The sequence below is a fragment of the Frankia sp. CcWB2 genome, assembly GCF_977927585.1.
The window spans coordinates 4516-5228 of record NZ_CDWRCM010000255.1 but is presented as its reverse complement, the minus strand read 5'-3'; the positions used below and the strand labels follow the sequence as shown (position 1 = coordinate 5228).

Annotated in this window: 1 protein-coding gene; it reads right to left on the bottom strand. The window is 64.1% G+C overall.

All coding sequences use genetic code 11. The features are described 5' to 3' along the window. Window positions 1-127: 127 nt before the first annotated feature. Window positions 128-376, bottom strand: coding sequence for a hypothetical protein (locus tag ACY45C_RS19760; protein WP_462189053.1), 249 nt, complete (start codon window positions 374-376; stop codon window positions 128-130). Window positions 377-713: the final 337 nt, after the last annotated feature.

Genomic DNA, 713 nt, shown 5'->3' with positions numbered 1-713 from the left:
GATCTACACCGTCTAATTCGTCGGCAGCGTCAGATGTGTATAAGAGACAGCCCTTGGCAACCCCGGGGGAACGTGGTCGGTTACCCGGCCAGGGAGACCGGCGCGAGGAGCAGAATCGGCCCGGAGCTCACCACTGCTCGATGCGGTTACAGCTGTTGGCGATGGTCTTGATGAACGCTCCGTCGCTGTAGGCAGTCTGTGGCTCCGGATGATTATCGATCTGGGCGTTGTTGCTGCCCGGCGAGCCGACCGGGTAGAAGGTGGGGTCGAACTCGGTGCGGTTTATCTCGACCGCCGCCAGGGTCATGCGCTCGGGCAGCAGCTCCGCGTGTTCTTGTGCCAGCTCGACGACGTCTGTCTCCCTGCGGTCCCTCATCTTCTGGCTCCCATGTGTGTCGCTCGGTACCCGTCATGACGCATGCTGAGGGGCACCGGCCGGTGGCGAGGAATCGGCCGGCGCGGGGCGGGGTCGGAACTCACCGGAGGGCGCGGTATCCGCGGCATCCGCAGCATCCGGTGGTACAACCGAACTGTAGGAGTCTCGGTTACCCTCCGCAACACGGATCTTGCCTCGGTCGATCTGACCGGCCCAGGCCCGCTCGGCGGGTAGTCGGACCATCATCCGCGCTCGGGCGTGAGCCTGGCGTGGGGAAGGCCGACTCTCTGCGGATGATTTACCGTGGCATTCTTCTCGATGGTGATGAATGGGTAGC

Excerpts from the sequence above, each read along its gene's own strand:
- ACY45C_RS19760 (WP_462189053.1), bottom strand. The coding sequence starts at position 376 with ATGAGGGACCGCAGGGAGACAGACGTCGTCGAGCTGGCACAAGAACAC.